The 16388-nt window shown below is 51.6% G+C and carries 14 protein-coding genes; 13 read left to right on the forward strand and 1 reads right to left on the reverse strand.

What is annotated here, in order from left to right; translation table 11 throughout:
- The 7 genes from OXH16_08580 to purT form a co-directional block, all read left to right on the forward strand.
- The coding region (locus OXH16_08580; GenBank protein MCY3681441.1) for a sulfatase-like hydrolase/transferase at positions 1-1319 on the forward strand (1319 nt) is incomplete at its 5' end.
- Between the two features lie 17 nt (positions 1320-1336).
- Positions 1337-2092, forward strand: a complete 756-nt coding sequence (locus OXH16_08585) for a phytanoyl-CoA dioxygenase family protein (protein MCY3681442.1) — start codon at positions 1337-1339, stop codon at positions 2090-2092.
- A 3-nt stretch (positions 2093-2095) separates the two neighbouring features.
- On the forward strand, positions 2096-3520 hold the full coding sequence (locus OXH16_08590) for a sulfatase-like hydrolase/transferase (GenBank protein ID MCY3681443.1): 1425 nt from the start codon (positions 2096-2098) through the stop codon (positions 3518-3520).
- Positions 3521-3529: 9 nt separating this feature from the next.
- On the forward strand, positions 3530-4768 hold the full coding sequence (locus tag OXH16_08595) for an alpha-L-fucosidase (GenBank protein ID MCY3681444.1): 1239 nt from the start codon (positions 3530-3532) through the stop codon (positions 4766-4768).
- A gap of 18 nt (positions 4769-4786) precedes the next feature.
- Positions 4787-5512, forward strand: coding sequence for an alpha/beta fold hydrolase (locus OXH16_08600; protein MCY3681445.1), 726 nt, complete (start codon positions 4787-4789; stop codon positions 5510-5512).
- A complete protein-coding gene (locus tag OXH16_08605; GenBank protein ID MCY3681446.1) occupies positions 5512-6549 on the forward strand; it encodes a Gfo/Idh/MocA family oxidoreductase in 1038 nt (345 codons plus the stop codon). Before OXH16_08600 ends, OXH16_08605 begins: the two co-directional genes overlap by 1 nt.
- A gap of 9 nt (positions 6550-6558) precedes the next feature.
- Positions 6559-7740, forward strand: a complete 1182-nt coding sequence (gene purT / locus OXH16_08610; GenBank protein ID MCY3681447.1) for a formate-dependent phosphoribosylglycinamide formyltransferase — start codon at positions 6559-6561, stop codon at positions 7738-7740.
- Between the two features lie 62 nt (positions 7741-7802).
- On the opposite strand, the gene OXH16_08615 is transcribed toward purT, so the two are convergent.
- Positions 7803-9005 (reverse strand): mandelate racemase/muconate lactonizing enzyme family protein, encoded by a 1203-nt coding sequence (locus tag OXH16_08615; GenBank protein ID MCY3681448.1) that lies wholly within the window; start codon positions 9003-9005, stop codon positions 7803-7805.
- Between the two features lie 97 nt (positions 9006-9102).
- Here OXH16_08615 and OXH16_08620 point away from each other — a divergent pair, with 97 nt between their 5' ends.
- The 6 genes from OXH16_08620 to OXH16_08645 are packed head-to-tail and all read left to right on the forward strand — an operon-like array spanning position 9103 to position 16286.
- On the forward strand, positions 9103-10464 hold the full coding sequence (locus OXH16_08620; GenBank protein ID MCY3681449.1) for a HEAT repeat domain-containing protein: 1362 nt from the start codon (positions 9103-9105) through the stop codon (positions 10462-10464).
- Positions 10465-10478: 14 nt separating this feature from the next.
- Entirely contained in the window at positions 10479-11531 is a 1053-nt protein-coding gene (gene mnmA / locus OXH16_08625) for a tRNA 2-thiouridine(34) synthase MnmA (protein MCY3681450.1), read from the forward strand.
- Positions 11532-11545: 14 nt separating this feature from the next.
- A complete protein-coding gene (locus tag OXH16_08630) occupies positions 11546-12295 on the forward strand; it encodes an ankyrin repeat domain-containing protein (protein MCY3681451.1) in 750 nt (249 codons plus the stop codon).
- Between the two features lie 28 nt (positions 12296-12323).
- A complete protein-coding gene (locus OXH16_08635) occupies positions 12324-13268 on the forward strand; it encodes a histone deacetylase (protein ID MCY3681452.1) in 945 nt (314 codons plus the stop codon).
- Entirely contained in the window at positions 13261-14148 is an 888-nt protein-coding gene (pheA, locus tag OXH16_08640) for a prephenate dehydratase (GenBank protein MCY3681453.1), read from the forward strand. Before OXH16_08635 ends, pheA begins: the two co-directional genes overlap by 8 nt.
- 11 nt (positions 14149-14159) lie before the next feature.
- Positions 14160-16286 carry an LUD domain-containing protein gene (locus tag OXH16_08645; GenBank protein MCY3681454.1) on the forward strand — a complete coding sequence of 709 codons (2127 nt, stop codon included), beginning with the start codon at positions 14160-14162 and terminating at the stop codon, positions 16284-16286.
- Positions 16287-16388: the final 102 nt, after the last annotated feature.

Genomic DNA, 16388 nt, shown 5'->3' on the forward strand with positions numbered 1-16388 from the left:
ATCTGAACTGTAAGAGCGCGACCATTGCCGAAGTACTCAAAACAGTGGAATATGCGACCTATATGAGTGGCAAATGGCATATTACGCGGCATACAGATGCGGATGGTCCCAAACACAGTTGGCCCTGTCAGCGCGGATTTGATCGCTTTTTTGGCATCATTACCGGTGCCGCCAATTATTGGAAGCCACAAACACTCACGCGAGACAACGAGCAGATTACAGTAGATGAATTTCCAGAGGATTTCTTTTTAACCGATGCCATCAGCGACCAAGCAGCGGATTATATCCGCGAACACGCGCAGACAAAGGGAGATCAGCCATTCTTCTTATATACCGCATATACCGCGCCCCATTGGCCCCTGCACGCGCACGATGAAGATATTGCAAAATACAAAGGCCGTTTTGCCGCGGGATGGGATCAACTGCGCGAAGAGCGCCTGGCGCGCCTGCGCGAAATGGGCATCTTAAAACCCGAATGGGGACTGAGTGACCGAGACCCCTCTCAAGTACCCTGGGAAGAAGCCGACCACAAAGCGTGGCAGCAACGGCGCATGGAAGTTTATGCCGCCCAGATTGATCGCATGGATCAGGGCATTGGGCGCATCGTCCAATCCCTCGAAGAAACCGGACAACTGGACAACACCCTGATCGTATTTCTGGCTGACAATGGAGGATGCGCCGAAGAACTGGGAGGCGGCATGCGACGCAGCGCGATTGCGCCGGCTACCACACGCAATGGACGACCAGTCCAACGCGGCAACGATCCAAACATAATGCCGGGTGACGAAACCACGTACCAGAGCTACGGCGTACCCTGGGCCAACGTATCCAACACCCCATTTCGCCTGTACAAGCACTGGGTTCACGAAGGCGGCATTGCAACGCCCTTTATCGTACACTGGCCCAGTCGCATAACGGATCACGGCGCCTTGCGCGAGCAACCCGGCCAGCTTACAGATGTCATGGCAACCTGCCTCGATGTAGCAGGCACCGAATATCCCGAAACTTATAATGAACACGAAATTTTACCACTCGAAGGCACCTCGTTGACCCCAATTTTTGATAACCGGGACAACGGCAAAGAATATCTGATCTGGGAACACGAAGGCAATGGCGCGGTTCGCAAAGACAGGTGGAAACTGGTAAAGCGCTACCCGGGCGATTGGGAACTATACGATATTGAAGCCGACAGATCGGAACTCAACGATCTGGCAAATGAAAATCCCGATGTGTTAGCCGAACTCGCGACAATTTACGACGCATGGGCAGAGCGGTGCGGGATTGAACCCTGGGACAACATCCTCGCAAAGCGCGGGTAAGTAAAAAGGAAAAAACCATGACAGCAACAGATATCACAGATGAAATGCTGGCAACATACCGGCGCGATGGCGTCATAAAAATCCCGCAGATCATCTCACCGGATGAAGTTGCAAAATTTCGTCAGGCATCTCTGGATATACTGGAAGCCATGCCAAAAGATCCAAACCGGCCCTTTAATCAAAAAGTGAACGTATGGCGGGAAGACGAGGTATTGCGAAACTTGACGCAACACCCGAATGTCGCTGCAGTCGCAGAGAAAATTTCGGGTGTGCGATTGCGGATCTGGCACGATCACATCCTGGCAAAAATGCCAGAACTCGAAGTACCAACGGCATTCCATCAAGACCTGGTGAAATGGCCCTATGATCGCAATTCCAATGCCCTATCGGCGTGGATCGCGCTACAGGATACCCCCGTAGAAATGGGATGCATGTCATTTGTACAGGGATCACACGAAATGAAAGACATACCGGACATGGCGACGAATAACCAGGAGGGATGGCGGGAATTCGCACCGGAAATCGCGTGGCGCACCAGAGTAACGCATCCTCTTCAAGCGGGAGATTGTACATTTCATCACGGAATGACATTTCACACCGCGGGACCGAATCAAACCGATGATTGGCGGGTGGGATACGTGATAATTTTCGTCGATGCAGCGGCAAAATACACCGGCAAAAAACACTTAGTCACCGATCCTCTGGAATTGACACCCGATACATTGCCGCCGGATGATCATTTTCCACCCGTAGTGAAATTTTATGGAGACTGAAAAATGAGCACCCCCAACATAATTTTAATGATGTGCGACGACCTGGGATATGGCGATGTGGGATTTAACGGAAATGAAGTGATCAAAACTCCGAACTTGGACCGCCTGGCGAATAATGGAATCCGGTTCACGCGATTTTATGCGGGAGGACCCGTGTGTTCCCCAACGCGGGGAACCTGTTTAACTGGACGGCATTATTTTCGATACGGCGTAACACATGCCAATCGTGGACACTTGCCCACACAGGAAATAACACTGGCGCGAATGTTAAAATCCTTCGGCTATGCGACCGGACACTTTGGCAAATGGCATCTGGGAACCCTGGACCCGAATTATTCGGGCAAACCCAATCGCAATCCAGCGCGCAATTACGCCCCGCCCTGGGAGCGGGATTACGATGCATCTTTTGCCACAGAGTATGCAGTTCCCACCTGGGATCCAACAATAGATATTAACAACAGAACCGGAAAGCGTTTGGACCGCCCCTGGGCCTCGCCGTATTACGAAAATGGAAAACTGGCAACGGAAAATCTGGAAGGATGCGATTCCCGAGTACTGATGGATCGCGCAATTCCATTTATCGAACAAGCTGTTGAAAATGGAGAACAGTTCCTTACGACAATCTGGTTTCACGCGCCCCACAGTCCCGTCGTTGCCGGACCGGAATATCGCGCAATGTACGCCGAATACAGCGAAGATGAGCAGCACTATTACGGCTGTATCACCGCCATAGACGATCAGGTGGGGCGGTTATATCACGCATTGGAAGCATGGGGCGTAGCCGACAACACCATGATCTGGTTCTGTTCGGACAACGGTCCCGAAGGCCGCACGGGTCAAAGTGGTCGCAACCGGGGATCAACAGGCGGCTTGCGCGGGCGAAAACGATCTCTATTTGACGGCGGCGTAGGCGTACCCGCGCTATTGCACTGGCCGGGTCATGCAGAACCCGGACGCACAGTGGAAATGCCGTGCAGCACGCTGGACTACTTCCCGACAATCGCCGAGGTCATGGGATATGAAATGCCCGACAATCGCCCCATTGACGGCATCAGTCTGCTACCGACAATTGAAGGAAACATGACAGAACGTCCCACTCCCATTCCGTATCGGTTCAACAGCCCCAAAAACGCGATGTTTGACGCCCCGACCATCTCAATGATCGACAACCGTTATAAATGTTTAACCAACCTATCGAGCAATGGCAGCGAAGACTTGTGTTTTGACATGATTGAAGACCGCGCAGAAACGACCAATTTGGCGAACGAGCAACGCGAGCGAATGGGACAAACCCGCGAAACCCTGCGCCAATGGCTCCGCTCCTGCGAAGCCAGCCACAACGGCGGGGATTACGACGAGGCATTTGAACCGGTTGCGCCATTTGAAGAAGTCACCGGAGACTGGCCTGGAAGAGGAAATAGAAATTAGAGGTATTGAATGGCAACTCAATTTGGCGATGAACGCGATTGGTTTTTGGAAAAACGATTTGGCATGTTCGTCCACTGGGGAATTTACGCAATCCCCGGATGGCACGAACAGCATCAATGGCGCGGACGCATGCCCGCAAATGAATACGTAAAATTAGCCGAGCAGTGGAATCCCATAAACTTCAGTCCCGACGCGTGGTTAGACCTCGCAGAAGAAGCCGGGATGCAATACATCATCGCGACAACCAAACACCACGATGGATTCTGCTTGTGGGACACATCACATACGGCATTCAACACAATGAATACGCCGTACGGCAAAGACCTGATGGCAATGCTCGCCGATGCCTGTCACAAACGCAACTTCCCCCTGGGCTTCTATTATTCAATTGCCGACTGGCACCACCCCAATTACCCCAATCAGGGACGACATCACGAACTACCTCAACCCAAGCCCGGAGATGATCCTGACTTGATGAAATACCTGGAATTTCTGAAAGCCCAGGTATGGGAATTGTGTACCCATTATGGAAAACTACACGCATTCTGGTGGGATATGAATGTGGATGAACACTTTGACCCATCCATCAACGCGATGATTCGGTCGCTACAACCCGCGGCAGTAATCAACAATCGGGGATTTGACCCCGGTGATTTTGGCACGCCCGAGCGCGATCATGTGCAAGGCATAGATACCCAGCAGTCATTTGATCGGCTGACCGAAGCGTGTCAATCCGTGGGAATCGAAAGCTGGGGCTATCGGATAGATGAGGATTATTATACAGACCGCCATCTGATACGGAGCATTGATCGGTATCTCGCGCGCGACGCAAACTACTTGCTCAACGTAGGCCCCAAACCCGACGGCACAATTCCGGACGCATCCAAACGCATCTTGAAACGCATTGGAAAATGGTATCGCGCGGTAGAAGAAGCGGTCAAAGACGTAGAACCCGCGTCGCACCTGACGCGCAATCGCGATATACTATTAACGCGCCGGAACAATGTGATTTACGTACACCTGGTAAACGATCCGCGCACAAGCGGCGTAAAACTCGACCCAATCGCAATCGCACCAAAGAAAGCGACCTTGCTAAACACAGGTAAAACCGTAGATTTCACAGTGGATCTGGTACCGACCAATCACATAGAACACAAGCCCTATTTGCGATTGCAGAACTTGCCAGTCAACGAACTGACCAACACCGTAATAGTAGTAAAACTCGAATTTGACGAAGCACCTGAGTAAAGATATCTGGAGAAAATCATGTTTGGCGACATCCGAAATAAAAACGGTGAAAAACTCGACTATGCTTTTCACAGTGGAAATGCCGAAAGCAAATACATCGTAGTCTTAGGCCATGGCGTAACCGGCAACAAAGACAGACCGTTTCTGGTCGCACTGGCACATGCACTGGAATCCGAGGGAATCAACATCCTCCGCTTCTCTTTTGCTGGCAATGGAGACTCAGAAGGTCGGTTTGAGGACGCAACCATCACAAAAGAAGTAGATGATCTGGGTTCAGTCATGGATGCCTTAAACGGATATACAATCTGTTATGCCGGACACAGCATGGGAGGCGCCGTAGGTGTATTGCGAGCGAGCACAGATGCGCGCATTCAACAACTCATCTCGCTGGCGGGCATGGTAGATACAAAGGGATTTGCACAGCGCGAATTTGGAGATGTCACCCCCGATGCAGGCAACATGTGGGATGACCCGGATTGTCCGCTATCCAGCGCGTATATGGATGACCTGACAGCGATTGACACTGTCATAGATCGCGCATCTCAAATCTCGATCCCCTGGTTGCTCGTACACGGCACAGAGGACGATGTAGTGCCCATTGAAGATTCTCAGGCAATCTTTAAACAAGCCAACGAACCAAAAGAACTGGTAGTACTACCCGGTGCAGATCACGTATTCAGCGATGACGCAACACCCGCCATGATACAGGCCGTTATAAATTGGATTGCAAAACAGGAGAGCTAATGTCTTCTCAAACATACCGAGCCGCGGTAATCGGCCTGGGAATGATCGGCGGAGCAGATCAGGTCTCAGGAGATGTATTGGGCCAGCGCGTAGATAGTATGGACGGCACGCATACTTTTGCGTATCAAAACCATCCGCGTATCAATCTCGTGGCCGGATCAAGCCGCGACCAGGGGCGGCGCGAGCGCTATGAAGCGCGCACGGGTGCTGTAACTTATGAGAGTTGGCGCACAATGATCGCCAACGAAACACTCGATATCGTCAGCATAGCGACCTACACCCCTACCCATGCGGAAATTGCCATAGCCTGTGCCGAACGTGGCATTCCCGTCATCTATTGCGAAAAACCCGCGGCAACCACAGTGATAGATGCCCAGCGCATGCTCGAAGCGCAAAAACACGAGTTATTGGTCTTTAACCATCAGCGAAGATTCGATCCCAATTATCGCCGGCTCAGCGCGCTAATTGCCGAAGGAAAACTGGGCACGCTTATTTCCGCTACTCTCCAATGGCCGACGGGCCGATTGGGCAATGTGGGAACCCATGCGATTGATGCCCTCTTGATGCTCACCGGACATCGCGTCCAATCGGTCTCTGCAACGCTCGATCTGGCTGGAAAGCCAGATTGTCGCGGCGATGAATTTCGCGACCCAGGGGGATGGGGCATCATGCGTATGAACGATGGACTAATGGTAACAGTAAGCGCACCCGATTATTCCACCGCACCGCCACGCACGGAAATTAACGGACATAAGGGACGAGCAATTATTGAGGCAAAAGGCATCACACTTGAATACTGGACTGGAGAAACAGAACAGTGGCCGCCCCATAAGGATAGCGATTCGGGAATGGATCGCGCCGTATCGGAAATCGTCGCCTACCTGGACGATCGCGTCCCATTTTCTTATAACCCCGAAGAAGCCGTTCATACACTCGAAACCATTGTCGCTTTCCACGCTTCTCATAACAAAAACGCAGCCTACGTTGATCTACCCCTATCGGGCAGTGACCGCGAGATTGTCGTACTAAGCGGATGAAAGGAATATATGCCAATCATTGGAACACCACTTTCACCAACCGCAACCAGAGTACTCATGTGTGGCTCTGGCGAATTGGGAAAAGAAGTTGTCATTGAACTCCAGCGCTATGGCGTTGAAGTAATCGCCGTAGATCGCTACGCCAATGCGCCCGCGATGCAAGTAGCGCATCGGTCGCATGTCATTACCATGCTGGATGGGGATGCCCTGCGCGAAGTCATAAAAAAAGAACAGCCCGACTTAATCGTACCCGAAATTGAAGCAATCGCCACAGACACACTCGTAGAATTGGAAAGTGAAGGATTCACAGTAATCCCAACAGCCCGAGCGGCTCGCCTGACAATGAACCGCGAAGGCATTCGCAGATTAGCCGCCGAAGAACTGGGCCTAAAGACCTCGCCCTATCGGTTTGCGTCGAATTTAGAAGAATACCGCGCAGCAGTTCGTGAAATCGGCGTACCCTGTGTCATAAAACCAACCATGAGTTCATCTGGCAAAGGACAAAGCACCGTAAAAAACATGGCCGACGCCGAAAAATCGTGGACCTATGCACAGGAAGGGGCACGCGGAGACGCAGATGCGGTCATCGTGGAAGGCTTTGTAGATTTTGATTATGAAATTACGCTATTGACACTGCGCTATGAAGGAGGCACGAGTTTTTGTGCGCCAATAGGACATCGACAGGTAGATGGCGACTATCACGAATCGTGGCAACCACAGCCAATGAGCGAAGCTGCACTTGCAGAATCACAACGGATGGGCAAAGCAATCACCGACGCACTGGGCGGCCGCGGCATATTTGGCGTAGAGCTATTTGTGAAAGGCGATGACATCTACTTCAGCGAAGTATCACCCCGCCCACACGACACGGGCATGGTAACCATGATCTCGCAAGACCTGTCTGAATTTGCCCTGCATGCGCGGGCAATTTTGGGATTACCAGTACCAAACATCAAACACCACGGTCCCTCTGCTTCGCATGTAATCCTGGTAGAAGGACACTCGCAACAGGTACAATTCGGCAACCTGGGCACCGCACTCACCGAACCCGACACAGAAATCCGCTTATTTGGCAAACCCGAAGTACAGGGAGAACGGCGAATGGGAGTCGTCCTTGCAAGGGGCGCGACACTACAAGAAGCGCGCAAAAAGGCAAAAGCGGGAGCAAAGGCGGTCAGTATCTCGCTCTGAGAGACTCTTCTGGTTTGTAATGTATAAAACTGTCGTGCTTATTGCGCGGCAGTTTTTATTTATCATAAAATCAGCCGGGCAACAGCCTCTTCATTAAGCTTAATACCCAAACCGGGTTTGTCACTCAGAGTAACATGCCCATTTTCAAGCAACAAAGGCTCTGTAAGAAGCTCGTTGCCAAAAGGACCGCGCGCAAAACCACTGGGACATTCAGAAATAAAGCAATTGGGAGTAGCAGCGCCAACGTGGAGCCCCGCCAAGAAATGAATAGACGTGCTGGTACTCACATGAGATGCCCATGACACGCCAAACACATCGGCTAATTGTGCGATACGCAACGTCTCAGAAATACCTCCAGCCCGGCAAACATCGGGAAGAATGAGATCGCACTCTTTATTCAGCAATCGGTCTCGCACAACATAGCGGTTGCAGTCCGTCTCCCCAACAGCGATCCGAATAGAAGTCGATTGGGTCAACTGCCGATACCCCTGATGATCTTCGGGCAGCAGAGCATCTTCAAACCATTCCACATTGCCGAGATCCTCAAGCAACCGGACAAAGCGGAGGGCATCTTTAATATCGAATCCACCGTGCGCATCAACGAGCAGCTTGCCGCGATCTCCCACAGCGCGGGACATCTCGCGGACGACGTGCATCTGTTCCTCTATCGTCCCTCGTCCACAGGACGTTTTCACCACAGAAAACCCCTCATCCAGAACCCTTTCAATTCCCTCGCAACGAGATTCAATAGTCTGACCCGGCGTCCCCGATGAATACACGGGAATTTGCAAGCGATAAGGACCGCCAAGCAACCGCCAGATCGGTTCATTGTAGTACTTCCCGCGTACATCCCATAGTGCAATATCGATCCCCGCAATCGCTTCCAGTGTAAATCCCTGCGTATGGGAACGCAGGCGCATCGTCGAAAACATGCGCTCCCACAAAACGTCGATTGAGCGCGGATCCTCTCCGATAAGGACGGGACGCAACAAATCTTCTACAATCGTTTTGACAACGCGAGGCGCAGCCGGGGCGTGGGCTTCGCCAATGCCCTCAATACCATTATCAGTATGCACGCGAATAAGCGCTGTCGAACGCCCCGAAGGATAGACACAGAGATGGCGCGTATCGGCTCTGCCGGGAAAGGTCTGTGTGGATTGGGGCGCGACTTGCGGAAATTTTAATCCTGCGGTATCTTCATATCGCGTCGCACCCTGTTGGTGAGCGGTGGAGAGGATATCGCAGGTAATATCGGTAATTTTCATTTGCGGCTCCTGGGGTGTATTATAAAAAATACGGGCAGATATGAAAATAGGACGGAAACCTGCTAATTTCTAACAAAAAATTTAACAGGAGGCAGCCATGGCCGAACAATCACACTTATTAAACGACGAGGCGATATTGCATTTTATTGCGCGGGGATATTGCGTCGTCAAAACAAGTGTTGCACCGCATATCCACGCACAAATACTGACAGATGCAAAAAAAACTTTGGTACAGGGGAACCCGGGCAATGACATATTGCATGCCGCACCGGGATTGCGCGAAATTTTTAACGACGAAGCAATGGTCGGCGCACTATCGAGTATCCTCGGCGAATCTTACGTCATGCACTGCCACAGACATTGCCATCTCAACCGCGCGGGCACAGAAGGCCGAAGATTTCACCAAGACGGATCACCGCGTCGTTTTGCCGGCTGGAGCCGACCCTGGCTGCGACACCATCGTCCCCGAACAGTCATGGCAATTTGTTACCCACACCAAACACCCATTGAGATGGGCCCCACGGGCGTCATTCCTGGAACGCAGTATTACAGCGCGAAACCGAAAAATGAGTTCGATTACGAATTCCCATTTGCAGTTGTCGATCCCGGCGATGTATTGCTCGTACATTTTGATTTGTTCCATCGCGTATCCAGCAACACAAGCGACCATGACCGGTACATGATGAAATTTTTGTTCAAACGCACAGAAGAGCCAACAGCGCCGAATTGGGATGCCGCATCGGATTTCGATCCCGATTTCGACACCCTTGCCCATCGTATAAAACCCGACCATCCCTCTGACGTCTTATTGCGCCATCCCCTCGTATGGGAATTTATGTGGCGCTGGATGCGCGGTGAACCCCTGCCCGAATGGGATGATGACGCACCCGTCTCCGTAGATGACATGATGCACAACTTGAACAGCGACGACCCAGGTATCGTGCTAAATGCAACATACGCCCTGGGGCGATTGGGCAAACGCGCCGTACCCACATTGATGGACGTATTGCTGGGACCAGACGAAGCACTTCGAGAGCAAGTACCCGCAGCACTATCAGCAACCGGTGGCCACGCGGTAGATCCGCTCGTCCATGCATTAACGCATTCGGATGACTGGGTGCGTGCAACGGCTGCGGATACTCTGGGCGACATTGGCTTACCAGCCCTCGACGCCCTACCCGCCATTCGCAGCGCACTCTCAGACCGCGACGACTGGGTGCGTCACAATGCCACGCGCGCATTGACCATCTGGAGCAAAGCCGCTGAAATCGCCCGCGATGACTTGCTCACGGCCCTAAAAGACGCCGAGCCTTTCATCGGCTTCAACGCACTAACAGCCCTGGAACACATGGACCGAGTTAGCGATGCACAGGTACTCCCATTGTTAAAAGCAATGCAAAACCACGAACACAGCCGACTGCGCTACCAGGTAAACGAAATGCTACGGCGCGTAGCATGACCAAAAGACAAAAAATGAAAATCGCCGCTCTCATATCCGGTGGTGTCGATAGTTCTGTGGCTTTGAACATATTGAAAAATGAAGGCCACGATCTGACGGCATTTTACTTAAAAGTATGGCTCGAAGACGAACTCGCTTTTTTGGGGAAGTGCCCCTGGGAGGCCGACCTGAAATTTGTCCGTGCCGTATGCGATCAACTCGATGTCCCGCTTGAAGTAATCTCCCTGCAATCGGAATACCTCGAACGCGTCGTATCTTATGCCCTCGACGAACTGCTCGCTGGACGCACACCCAGCCCAGATATATTTTGCAACCAGCGGATCAAATTCGGCGCATTCTTTGACCACATAGACAGCAGCTATGAAAAAGTGGCAACCGGACACTACGCCCAAATCGCACAGAGCAACGGAACTTATCATCTAAAACGCGCACCCGACCCCATCAAAGATCAGACCTATTTCTTATCTGGCATGTATCAATCGCAGGTCGCGCGGGCATTATTTCCCATCGGAAACATGATGAAAAGCGATGTGCGCCAACTCGCGCGGGATTTTAACCTGCCAAATCAAGCGCGAAAAGACAGCCAGGGAATATGCTTCCTGGGCAAAATCAGATATCCAGACTTTATCGCATTTCACCTGGGCGAAAAAAAAGGCGATATTATCGACAGAGAAACCGGACAAATTCTGGGACCTCATCGGGGCTACTATTATTACACCATTGGACAGCGGTATGGCCTGGGATTGGGCGGAGGACCCTGGTACGTCGTGCAAAAAGATATCGAACGCAACATCATCTATGTATCCCACGCCACGAAGCACAAGAACACATCGCGGAACCAATTTGTCGCCACAAATCCCAACTGGATTGCAGAACCGCCTGACAAAACCGCCCTGCAATTAAAACTGCGCCACGGCCCAGAATTACTCAACTGTAAAATCGAAGCAACAGACGACAACCACTTATCCGTAACCATAGCAGAAAAAGACTCCGGTATAGCGCCCGGACAATTCGCCGTATTTTACGACGGCGACCTCTGCCTTGGCAGCGCGGTAATTGACCACTAAAAAAAGAGAGCACAATGAGCATTGAACAGGCACGTACCGCCATTGAATCCGGTGATATAGACACCCTGAAAAGACTGATAGCAGAAGATCCACAACTGGTCAATAAAACCACATCGGACAATCCCCGCACACTTTTGCACACCCTCTGCGATTATCCCGCGCACAGGCCCAGATGCCGCGAATCCGCAGAAATTTTGATACGCTCAGGCGCAAATGTCAATGCGCGGGCAAAATTCGAGGGAAAAACCGACCCTGGCGAAACACCCCTGCATTGGGCAGCCAGCAGCGACGATGCGGAAATGATAGAAGTGCTTCTCGACTGCGGTGCAAAAATCGACATCGATGGCGGGAATATTGCAAACGGCACACCGCTCTGGGAAGCCGTGATATTCGGCATGCAAAACGCAGCGATAAAACTAATCCAGCGCGGGGCGACCTGCAACCTGATGATCGCTGCCGGCGTGGGGCGACTCGATCTCGTTGAAAAATTTTTCGATAAGGAAGGCAATATAACCGATACGGCGGGCGTTCTGCCCGGATGGTCGGAACCCCGACCTGCGCGAGACTGCATCGACAGTGCCTTCGGAATGGCATGCCGCAATGGGCACCTCGAAACCGCCAGATGGTTGCTGGGAAAAAAACCGGATATCAACCGCAAAAATCCCGTTGGCGAAACGCCTCTGGATCAAGCTATAGACAGAAAACACACCGAAGTTGCGAACTGGTTGATGACAATTGGCGCGAAACGATCCGCGAACCCGTGATGCCACCGCATTAAAGGAAAACTAACTTATGAACAAAGTAGGACTGGTTCAACATCCCGATTTTCAAAAACACGACACAGGAGGCGCGCATCCCGAGCGACCCGAGCGGCTACAAACACTGCATGCCCATCTGGATGCAACGGGCTTGACAAAAGACCTCATCACACTCGAACCCCGACATGTCGATACATCCTGGTTGGAAAAAGCGCACACTCCCGAACATATTGCAAATGTAAAATCCCGATGTACACAGGGCATCACGTACATGGACGATTTTGACACCAGAATCTGTCCACTATCTTTTGACATAGCCCGACTCGCTGTTGGCGCAACATTTGAAGCCATTGACGCAGTTATGGACGCGCGCGTACACACGGCTTTTTGTGCCACGCGTCCCCCCGGACACCATGCCGAACGCAATCACGCAATGGGATTTTGTCTATTCAGCAACGCGGTCATTGCCGCGCGATATATACAAGAAACATATTCCCTTGAACGCGTGGCAATTGTAGATTGGGATGTGCATCACGGCAATGGCACACAGCACATATTGGAAACCGACCCCTCGGTATTCTTCTTTAGCATCCACCAATACCCCCATTATCCCGGCACGGGACGGGCTGACGAAACCGGCATTGGCGAAGGAGAGGGATTCACACTAAATGCACCCGTACCCGCAGGCAGCGATGACGCCGTGTACTTGCGCATATTCGATGACGTATTCCTGCCCGCTATGCACACATTCAAACCGCAATTTGTCATTATCTCCGCTGGATTTGACGCGCACCGGTCCGATCCCTTATCGGCCACCCAAGTGACGGAATCCGGTTTTGTCGAAATGACAAAACGCGTGATAACTGTCGCACGAGATCACGCAGAAGGACGACTAATCTCTCTCCTTGAAGGCGGATATGATCTGGGCAGCCTCTCGCGCAGCGTCGAATCCCATATAAAGGAATTAATGAATGGGTAATACAAAAAAAAACGTCGCATTTCAAGGTGAACCCGGTGCATTCAGTGAAATGGCCGCGCGCTCGTATTTTGGCAAAGATGTCCAGGTCGTACCGCAACGCAATTTTGCCACCCTCTTCGCCGCTGTCGAACACGAAGAATGTACGCATGGCATAGTACCCATTGAAAACTCATTAATGGGCAGCATTCACGAAAATTACGACCACCTGTCAGCCCATCATTTACAGATCGTCGGCGAACTGAAGCTGCGCATCGTACACAATCTAATCGTAAACCCCGGGGTAAAATTAGAAGACATCCGCCATATCTATTCCCAGGCACCTGCACTGGCTCAGTGTACACAATTCACTGCATCTCTATCTCAGGCCGAAACAGTTATGACCTCCGACACCGCGGGAGCCGTAAAAGCTTTGAAAACATCGGGCGCACGCGATGCGGCTGCAATAGCGAGTGCCCAGGCAGCCTGGGATTACGATCTGGAAATTTTGCAGACGGGTATTGAAGACGACCACCAAAATTACACGCGATTTTTAGTCGTTACATCCGAGTATCTAATACCTGAAAATCCAGACATCGAAATGCCCGCAAAGACATCGATCGTATTTGCCATGAAAAACGTGCCCGGTGCATTGTTTAAGAGCTTGAGCGTATTTGCCTTGCGCGACCTCAACCTGCTCAAAATTGAATCTCGCCCCCTTGCGGGCAAACCCTGGGAATACGCCTTCTCGCTCGACTTTGAGGGCCATATCCGTCAAGAACCCTGCGCCCGCGCCATCGAACACCTGCGCGAAATAGCCACCTTTGTAAAAATTCTCGGCTCTTATCGACAAGGGGACATGGTCGAAGGCAAAGTTTTGAAACGTACAAAAAGTAAAGTATGAAAGGACCTTACATGGCAAGCCAAAGATACAAAAATCTGTATGCACAAATAGAAACATCGCTACGAGAAAAACCAAAACGCACGCAACTCTACAACGCAGTCAAACGGGCGCGGGATGCCCGGCGCACGGCAATTGATATTTTGCCGCAAGGAGAGGCATTTCGCAAAGAAGTTCGCGACATCAAAGTGCGGTGCCTGCACAAACTGGACGACCTGGTCGATCAATTTGCAGAGAAAGTTGAATCGCGCGGGGCAAAGGTCTTTCTCGCAAAAGACGGTGCTGCTGCGATTGACTACATCTTAAAACTATCAGCAGAAAAAAACGCCGAGACCGTGGCAAAATCAAAATCGCTAACCAGCGAAGAAATCGAAGTCAACCACCCGCTGGAAGACGCCGGTTTAGAAGTTATAGAAACCGACCTCGGCGAGCTTATTATTCAAAAAGTCCACGAAAAACCATTCCATCTGGTATTTCCCGCAGTCCATAAAACCGCAGTTGAAGTAGCCGAAATATTCAAAAAAGCAACAGGCGAAGACGTGCCCAACGATGTAGATGCAATTATGAAAATCGTGCGCAAATACCTGCGACCGATATTTCTCAACGCCGACATCGGCATGACAGGCGCAAATGTAGGCGTAGCCGAATCGGGCACAATCCTGATCGAAACCAACGAAGGCAATGCCCGTCTCGTATCGAGCATTCCCGATGTACACATCTGCATTATGGGACGCGAAAAAGTTGTGGAAACAGTAGAAGACGCATTGCAAATGATGCTGGCACATCCAGTCAGTGCTGTCGGCCAACACACGACAACCTATGTAACCTGGATGAGTGGGAGATCGCCCCTGGGGCAGGGCGAGGGACGCGCACCGCGAGAATCGCATATCATCATCCTGGACAATGGCCGGACCAGAATGCAAGAAGACTCCCTATTCTCGGATGCACTCAACTGCATCCGCTGCGGCGCCTGCATGAATATCTGCCCGACTTATGGTGTAGTCGGCGGTCATGCATTTGGATACATATACCCCGGACCGATTGGCATACCGTGGACAGCTGAAGTCCACGGCGTAGATAAAGCCGGCGACTTCGCCCCACTGTGTATTTCCTGTGGCTTGTGCAAAGAAATATGCCCGGCAGAAATCGACATCCCAATGATGATAGCCGGGGTAAAAGACCGCGACAGCGAAGCCAATCCGCATCCGCGCGTCAACAAGATGCTGATGGCCGCTGAAAAAGCCGCAAAAATGAGCAGTTTGACAGCACCCATATCCAATTGGATGATGGACAATAGACTCGTGCGATGGGCAATGGAAAAAGTGATGGGCATTGATCGACGCCGTCAGCTCCCCAAATTCAGCCGAAAAACACTCGTCAAACGCTTCGCAAAACGCGGACCATCTCCCGTATCGAACCCCGTTCGCAAAGTAGCCTTTTTCACAGATCTGTTTGCCAATTACAACGACCCCGACCTGGGAATGGCCGCAATTGAACGCCTGGAAGCACTCGGTTGCGAAGTCATCATCCCCCCGCAAAAAAGCAGCGGATATCCCTACATCGGCTACGGCGACCTGAAAAATGCGAAAAAAATTGCACGCGAAAACGTGGATCTCCTCCTCCCCTATATACAGCAGGGCTACGATGTCGTTGCAACAGAACCCACGGCAACCTACTGCCTGAAAATCTCATACCCCAAATTGCTCGAAAAAGCAGACGATGCCGTATCTGTCGCCGAACACACATATGAGTTTTTCGAGTTCTTATCCCTGCTCGAAAGCGATATTGCAAATGATGAACAGAATGCCCTGCGCGGACGCGCATTTGGATTTCACATCCCCTGCCACCAGCGTCCTTTGGGAGCGGGAGAACACGCAATGGCATTCTTGCGCCAGCGCGGTGCAGACGTCGCCCTCATCGAAACGGGCACCTGCTGTGGCATGGCGGGAACATTTGGCCTGAAAGCCGGACCTCTTGGCTACGAACTCGCACAGGCTGTTGGAGAGCCCCTTTTCGACGGCTTCCGCGAAGCCAATGTAGAAGCCATCGTAACAGAAAGCAGCGTGTGCGCCATCCACCTGTCAGAAGGAACCGAACTCAAAGTCTGGCATCCGTTAAACCTGCTTCGTCTCTTGGAATAGAACACATCCTATCCTATAGGACCTACCCCCTAACCCCCTCCCCGTATCGGGGAAGGGGTCAGAATTATTTTTGAAACAATTCAAAAAAAACTTGCATCTCCA

Source organism: Gemmatimonadota bacterium, from assembly GCA_026705765.1.
In the GTDB taxonomy this organism is placed as follows: Bacteria; Latescibacterota; UBA2968; order UBA2968; family UBA2968; genus VXRD01.

Bases quoted from the DNA above. Each gene is read 5' to 3' on its own strand.
- OXH16_08595 (MCY3681444.1), top strand. From the start codon at position 3,530: ATGGCAACTCAATTTGGCGATGAACGCGATTGGTTTTTGGAAAAACGA.
- OXH16_08630 (MCY3681451.1), top strand. From the start codon at position 11,546: ATGAGCATTGAACAGGCACGTACCGCCATTGAATCCGGTGATATAGAC.
- pheA (MCY3681453.1), top strand. From the start codon at position 13,261: ATGGGTAATACAAAAAAAAACGTCGCATTTCAAGGTGAACCCGGTGCA.
- OXH16_08620 (MCY3681449.1), top strand. From the start codon at position 9,103: ATGGCCGAACAATCACACTTATTAAACGACGAGGCGATATTGCATTTT.
- OXH16_08600 (MCY3681445.1), top strand. From the start codon at position 4,787: ATGTTTGGCGACATCCGAAATAAAAACGGTGAAAAACTCGACTATGCT.
- OXH16_08585 (MCY3681442.1), top strand. From the start codon at position 1,337: ATGACAGCAACAGATATCACAGATGAAATGCTGGCAACATACCGGCGC.
- purT (MCY3681447.1), top strand. From the start codon at position 6,559: ATGCCAATCATTGGAACACCACTTTCACCAACCGCAACCAGAGTACTC.
- OXH16_08590 (MCY3681443.1), top strand. From the start codon at position 2,096: ATGAGCACCCCCAACATAATTTTAATGATGTGCGACGACCTGGGATAT.
- OXH16_08635 (MCY3681452.1), top strand. From the start codon at position 12,324: ATGAACAAAGTAGGACTGGTTCAACATCCCGATTTTCAAAAACACGAC.
- OXH16_08645 (MCY3681454.1), top strand. From the start codon at position 14,160: ATGGCAAGCCAAAGATACAAAAATCTGTATGCACAAATAGAAACATCG.
- mnmA (MCY3681450.1), top strand. From the start codon at position 10,479: ATGAAAATCGCCGCTCTCATATCCGGTGGTGTCGATAGTTCTGTGGCT.
- OXH16_08605 (MCY3681446.1), top strand. From the start codon at position 5,512: ATGTCTTCTCAAACATACCGAGCCGCGGTAATCGGCCTGGGAATGATC.
- OXH16_08615 (MCY3681448.1), bottom strand. From the start codon at position 9,005: ATGAAAATTACCGATATTACCTGCGATATCCTCTCCACCGCTCACCAA.